Genomic DNA, 6,569 nt, shown 5'->3' on the forward strand with positions numbered 1-6,569 from the left:
AGACACACCAATGGCAGGTATATGCCCTCGGTGTGTCCGTTTAGCAAGAATTAAATATCTCTCGATTTGTATATTAATTTTAAACAATAAAACTTATGTATAAGATTATCTATATAATATCTAAATGTCAATACTACTTCGCAATTATTAAATAAACTCACAAAAATAATGCTTCTAATTGATTAACCTTTTCTTTTTTGCATATGTCATTTAATAACCTAATTCAGGTAATACTATTAGTATATCTAAGTATAGGATTTTCATAACAAAATTTCGATTTTTTTATTTACAACTAAATTTCAAAAGTAAAAAACATTCATTTAATATATTCCTTACCTTAGAGAACTTTAAATATAAAACAATCTTTATATTACTCATAGCATAACTAACAGCAAACGACTAGAGCATATTAATGTTATGTAAACAATAAAGCGACACAAACTCGTTCGGTTGATATTAACATATCAACTGACATTGACATGAAATTTCATATTGAGAGATGAATACAAGTTAAACTAACCATCCAGTTCATACCTAAGCCAATTTATTAATTACATATTTCGCAAACAAAAATTATAAAATTGCTTTTAAGTTCCTATTTTAGTTATTAGACAAAAAGCACGCTAATAATGAATATACATCCATAACATATTTTTCTTGTAACAATTAAAATGACTTTTAGTTAGTATATACTTATATTGGAATGATACACAAAATCATTTCTTCTACTCAAATACTATAAAAACTACAATCTATAATTATAGATTGTAAAGATATTAGCTGCACTTTTTTTATCATAGAAAAGAACCCATACTTATAGTATGCCCAAATAAATAAGTCGTATACCTAAGTATTACAACTACTATTTATAACCAAAACTCCCAATATACTACACCGTTCTTTTTATAAACCTCCTTGATCAAGAAGGTTTCAAAGAAAGGCTATCTCCATTTAATTTTTAACACAATTTGAAGTACACAACCCAAATTTGTTAATGTCATATAAACAATTAACCAACACTAATACCCTCGAATGAAATTAACATATCAATTGACATTGATATGAAAGGAAATAAAAATGTACAGATGTTAATTTCATATTGATATTTTATGTGTTATATCAATCCGATGATACTCAGATATAAATTAACGTAAAACCAATTAGTAGATCTACATTTATTATCATTAGTTACTGGAATGTAATAACTAACAAACCAGCGCATGCTATATTTTATTACTAATTACTTTTATTAACTTTCTAATGGGTATTTAAGTCATAAACACCCATTAGAATAACTAGTATCTCTAAATGTAAATGGGAGTTTTCTATTTCTGATCAACATGACATTAACAATTAGGATGATTTATCCTTTGTTTGGGTGTTTTTTGTTAATGTCGTATTAATCTCATAGCAATACCTCATTTTATGTCAATGTTATCTTTATGGATATTCGAAGTATGCTTATCTAATTTTCGTTAACATATCAATCTCATCGTCTTGTTTATGATCTTATTAATATATGTAAACATATACTAGAAATCGGATATCTACAAAATACATCACTTGGATTATTCTAGTATTCTAAGTCGAACCTTAGTATCTTAAAAACTTCCTCAAAATTATCTATAAAATCCTTCGTTTATGATTCACATTTCATGTCAAAAGGTAATCTTTTTAGATCAGCATGTATACAAAGGGTTGATCTATATCTATTATAGTTAACAAAACATTAACAATAGGTGTTCATATGTTATTAGTAGGTGGTTGTAGTATTGATTTCATGTCAATGTCATGTTTCATGTTAATGTCAACTCACGGGCTCAATCTGTTCTTTAATACTGATAAAGATCATTTTGTTGATGCTGACTACATAAATTTCTATCATGACATGCAATATACAACTTAAATTGTACATTCTATACTAAATTAATATACATAAGTAGATCCTAACTTGTATGTAGCAAGTAAATAGGGAGTAGGACGAACCTCTTCGAAGCATTATGATTGTACTCCTATATCCTTAAATACCGTTTTGTTTATCGAACAATACTAACTCTACATTAATATTATTTACTTTTTACTAGCTTTTATACGTGATAATTAGATTTTGAGCGTTACTTTGTGTATTTTCCGTTATATAACCGGATTATATCCTTATAACTTATTTACAAAATAGCTTTATTTCCTTATCATTAATATTAAGTAGCCTAATTTGTTAATCTCATAGCAACTATCAGTAGCGCTACTACAATAATATATATATTCCCATTAACAAAACATTACCAATTATATATTTCAAATTGGTAATAAAGTTACTGATTCACCGAATTCTATGCTAAACGTCAATGTTTTGTTAACAAGTATATGTTTACATGTTAATTCTATATTTCATGTAATTCACTGGATTGGTAGGGATTTTTACAAATATTATCGAAATACTAGCTAACATGTTAATCTCAGCTCACATGTTAATTATAATTAGTTATTTATGAGTTGATTTTTGAGGAGGTAGTTACAATGATTGAGCAAAAAAATGAAAAACAAGACCATCAAATTAACGATGATGATATATTAGATGATAATGTTTTCGAAAAAGCATGGCGAATAACAGAATTCTCAAAACTAGTAGGACGTCATCATAATACAGTTTATAATTGGTTCAATATCCTAGAAGAAAAGGGACTTCATGAAACTTTAAGAACTCAAAATACAAATGAAAAACTCTATAATGCTTTAGATCTTGAAATTGCTCTATTTATAAAGCAGAAAAGGGATGAGAAATGGTCTCTAGATGCAATTATTGACCTTTTACCACACCAATTTGATTTAAGACCAGTTTCACCAGAACATCAAACAAATGAGGTATCCACTGAATTAAACCTTCAAGCTACTGCTGAAATTATTGAAAAAATGGTAACTAAACAGTTAGAAGAAAAAATAAAACATATTGAATCTCATTATGAAGAGAGGGTAGAAAGTATATTAAAGCAGTTACCACAACCAGAAGATGTAGAAACGCTAAAATTACGCCAACGCCAAGATAGGCTTGATAATTTTATTATTGAGCATAGGGCACGTCAGGAATTAAGAAAACAAGCAGAGAGCTTATGGAATAACAAACCTGAGGAAGAGCGCACTAGAAAAGCAGGCTGGTTTAAAAAAGAGGAAGACTTGAGTAAAAAACAACTCTTCATAGAGCAGTACATACAAGATAATATTATTGAGTATATAAAATCTCTTATGGATTCAGTGGAATAATAAAAAAGTCTGGAACTTAGTCCAGACTTTTTTATTATTTTGTAGTACCAAACATCTTATCTGGATCTAGAAAATCTGCTAGATCTTCATCTTCATTTGCTCCAGCATTATTATTTTCTTCGTCACTACCCATATCAATAAAATCTCCAAATGCAAAACCTAAATCCTCATCCTCATCTATACTTTCAATCGTACTAATTTGAGACTTTTTATACTGAATTTGGCTTTGTCTTTCTTTAAATTCATTAAATTCTTCAACTAAACCTTTAGATAATCTCGATGGTAATGCATCGGTTTTATAGAAGGTATATACAGTTCCTAAGAAATCATTCTTACTTACCAAATATCCATTAAAAACTGTACCATTTATAGGTAAATTATTTGAAACTTCTACCTTAGCGTCATCCATAAAGGAATCATTAATATTCTTTTGCTCATCTAGGATAGCAAGCATACCAAAATGATGTACTTTTGATGCTTCAACAGAACCATCATCGTTCTTCTTCATCAAATCAATCGGGGGATGGAAAGAGCTTCCTCTTAATGATTCTTGGAACATTTCTATAATTGCATGGCTATTTTCTATTTGATTCATATTACGTGAAACCTTATTAATTACTAAACAGCCCGTTTTCTCAAGTAAAATACGTTTAAAATCTTGAGAATCCAGTATTACAGATGTACCAGATCCATTAGCAGCGGTATTTAACTCATGAATAATTTCACTAATACGTTGATTTGCATAATCTCGTGAATTAGCGATACCTTTTTTCTCATTTTCATTCAATTCCTTAAATTCATCGTAAAAATGCTGGTTATCAGCAAACACAACAAATGCTACACCTTTTGATTTATCATTTGCTAATTTCCAAATTTCCTGTGAAAATTTATTTACTTGTCGTAATACATCAGGCCCATCTGCTCGGACGGGAAGAGTTACAACAATCCCCATTTTAATAAAGTCTTTGCGCTCAATAGCATTTTCAAAGGCTATTCTCGCAAACTTCGCTTGATTCGCCTTGATTTCAGACATTGGATATAGCTGCGCAACTTTTTGTAATTCTTGTCTGATTACTGGCTTGTTATGAAAAGCCGAAAATTCTTCAATAGCCTTAATGATTGTAGAAGTTCCAGTTCCTCCACCTAAACCTGCAAAAAATAAAACAAGTTCATCCGAAGGTCTTACTCGTTCAGTAATAAATTCTTTTAGCTTTTCTTTTGCTTCCTCATTTGAATCAAGGACTTTTACTGCACGCTCAGGATTCTTACCTAAACCACCTAATTTCAGTGAAACTTGATTACTTTTGGGTACATTTTTTAATTCAGCTAGATCTCCATCATTACTGTTTAGTGCTAAGCAATTATATACTGCTGTACCATCTGTATGTGTATATTCCGCAAATTTATCTACCATTCTAGTACCAGCTTGACCAAAACCGACCATCGTCATTTTAACTGCCACTTCATTCTTCAAGAAGTTTTTTGCCATTATTTTATCTCTCCTTATTTATCTTTTTTCTTTTCCCTAACTCAATCAGTACTTGTTGCCCTCTATAAGTTGAGATCAAAAATTTATATGGGTGCATGGTTTTTTCATAGATTAAAGACATTGATGATAGTGTACTCACACTTATTTCAGCTGAACGTCTAGATATATTCGTACGTTCAACCTCTAAAGAATAGGATTTTCCCTTTTTTTTCTTTACTCTCCTATCAATAACTACATTTTCCACTATTTCATTAATAGATATGCCCCTCATGTACTTCGTCTCTTGAAATTGTTTATTTACTATGTTTCCTATGTATAGAAATACACTATAGAGTATCTCATCTTGTTCAAGTATATCAGCAAACATGTTTACTACTTCATCTGCAAACTTGATTGTTTGATATTTTTCACTTAAAACTTCGTTCAAGTCGTCCCCCCCTTAAAACACTGGTTAATTATTCCTAGAAACATAGTACATCATTACACGTCGTATATCAAGTCATTATAAATAAAACTTATATACAGGACTTGTATATAAGACTTATAAAATTAAAAATAGAATTAATATATATTTTATAAGGGTTTATGTATACGCCTTATATATAATGCGTATACATGTTATATCAATCTTAAATTTCATGTGATTGACATTTCAAAAAAGATTATTAAAAAAACCAAATCAAAATTCTAAAAAACAGATAAAAAACCACCAATTTTTTTAGCATAAAAATTCCAGAAAAACTTATACACCTTATATATAAGCTTTACATATAAAATGTATAAAATAATACTTTTATATCGTAGTTAAATCAAAAAAACAAATTATCTAGTTTACATACAAGTTTTATATAAGACCCTTATATAAAACTTGTATGTAAACTGTATTTATAAAGCTTATATAATTCAACTAAACTTTTTTAATATTCCAACAATAAATATTGTTCGAGTATATTTATATTACTAGGGAGATTTCAAGACATTCTTATAGCAATTCACACTAAGTTTTTCTTTGTTACCTAGCTGTTTTAACGGGATTTATCACTTATAAGACCGCTCATTGTTAATGTTATGTTAATGTACTGTTCTTCACTTAGTACTTGTTAGTTCACATTATTATATATGTTATAAGAAAAATCATCCTCTTTTCCTCATTTGAATTCAATTCCTTGTCAATTTCATTCATTCCTCAAAAGCCAGTAGAAGAGGTTGTTAATTTCATATGAACAGCATCAATACCCTTGATATTCAACATATTAAAAAGGGAGTACTAGGATAAATCAACTTTGACATTCTAAAAGTAGTAGGCTAACAACCACATCTCTATTATAAAAAAGATACATTTGTTCAAACTAGATTATTAAAAGTGAAATCTCATCTTATTAACATCAAAGTGCTACTTACATTATAATAAATTTTTTTGTAATGCAGGAGGAATGATGATAGCAATTACAACCTCACATAAAATGAACAACTGTTCAATTTTAGTATTTCAGTTAAGATAACTCCTTGTTTAACGAAGAAAAAGTGAAGGTAATTCAATTGACTAAAACCAATATGTTAAGTATCTATAGACATATTGTTAACTTATTTATGATTTGGTATAAACAATTAATATTATTTGTCTAAGTGAATTTATGATTCTATACAAGAAAAAAACATAAAAGAAAAAGTTGGAATTTTACATTGAGCAAATAGTAGAAGTTGAAAAGAGCGTTTCAACACTAATAAAAAGTTGAATTTCGAATTAAGGATAGAAAAAATTATTCTTTATTATCAATAAACCTTTTTATAAATCTTGAATAATTTTAATCAATTAAAATAG

At 28.5% G+C, this 6,569-nt stretch carries 3 protein-coding genes; 1 reads left to right on the forward strand and 2 read right to left on the reverse strand.

The annotated features are described in order from the left end of the window. Window positions 1-2,517 precede the first annotated feature (2,517 nt). Complete coding sequence (locus tag GBN78_RS27735) at window positions 2,518-3,258, forward strand: MerR family transcriptional regulator (RefSeq protein ID WP_000572539.1); 741 nt, start codon at window positions 2,518-2,520, stop codon at window positions 3,256-3,258. A 34-nt stretch (window positions 3,259-3,292) separates the two neighbouring features. Here GBN78_RS27735 and GBN78_RS27740 read toward each other — a convergent pair whose 3' ends face one another. Both GBN78_RS27740 and GBN78_RS27745 read right to left on the reverse strand, forming a co-directional pair. Then, the gene (locus GBN78_RS27740; RefSeq protein WP_001097031.1) at window positions 3,293-4,747 is read right to left on the reverse strand and encodes an FtsZ/tubulin family protein; all 1,455 of its coding nucleotides are present in this window, start codon (window positions 4,745-4,747) and stop codon (window positions 3,293-3,295) included. Between the two features lie 4 nt (window positions 4,748-4,751). After that, window positions 4,752-5,174: a hypothetical protein gene (locus tag GBN78_RS27745; RefSeq protein WP_001006726.1), complete on the reverse strand. Its 423-nt coding sequence runs from the start codon at window positions 5,172-5,174 to the stop codon at window positions 4,752-4,754. Window positions 5,175-6,569 lie beyond the last annotated feature (1,395 nt).

The sequence above is a fragment of the Bacillus sp. B2-WWTP-C-10-Post-4 genome (assembly GCF_009183805.1).
Taxonomy (GTDB): Bacteria; Bacillota; Bacilli; order Bacillales; family Bacillaceae_G; genus Bacillus_A; species Bacillus_A cereus.

What these genes read in the sequence shown, in the direction of transcription:
- GBN78_RS27735 (WP_000572539.1), top strand. Translation starts at nt 2,518, where the DNA reads ATGATTGAGCAAAAAAATGAAAAACAAGACCATCAAATTAACGATGAT.
- GBN78_RS27740 (WP_001097031.1), bottom strand. Translation starts at nt 4,747, where the DNA reads ATGGCAAAAAACTTCTTGAAGAATGAAGTGGCAGTTAAAATGACGATG.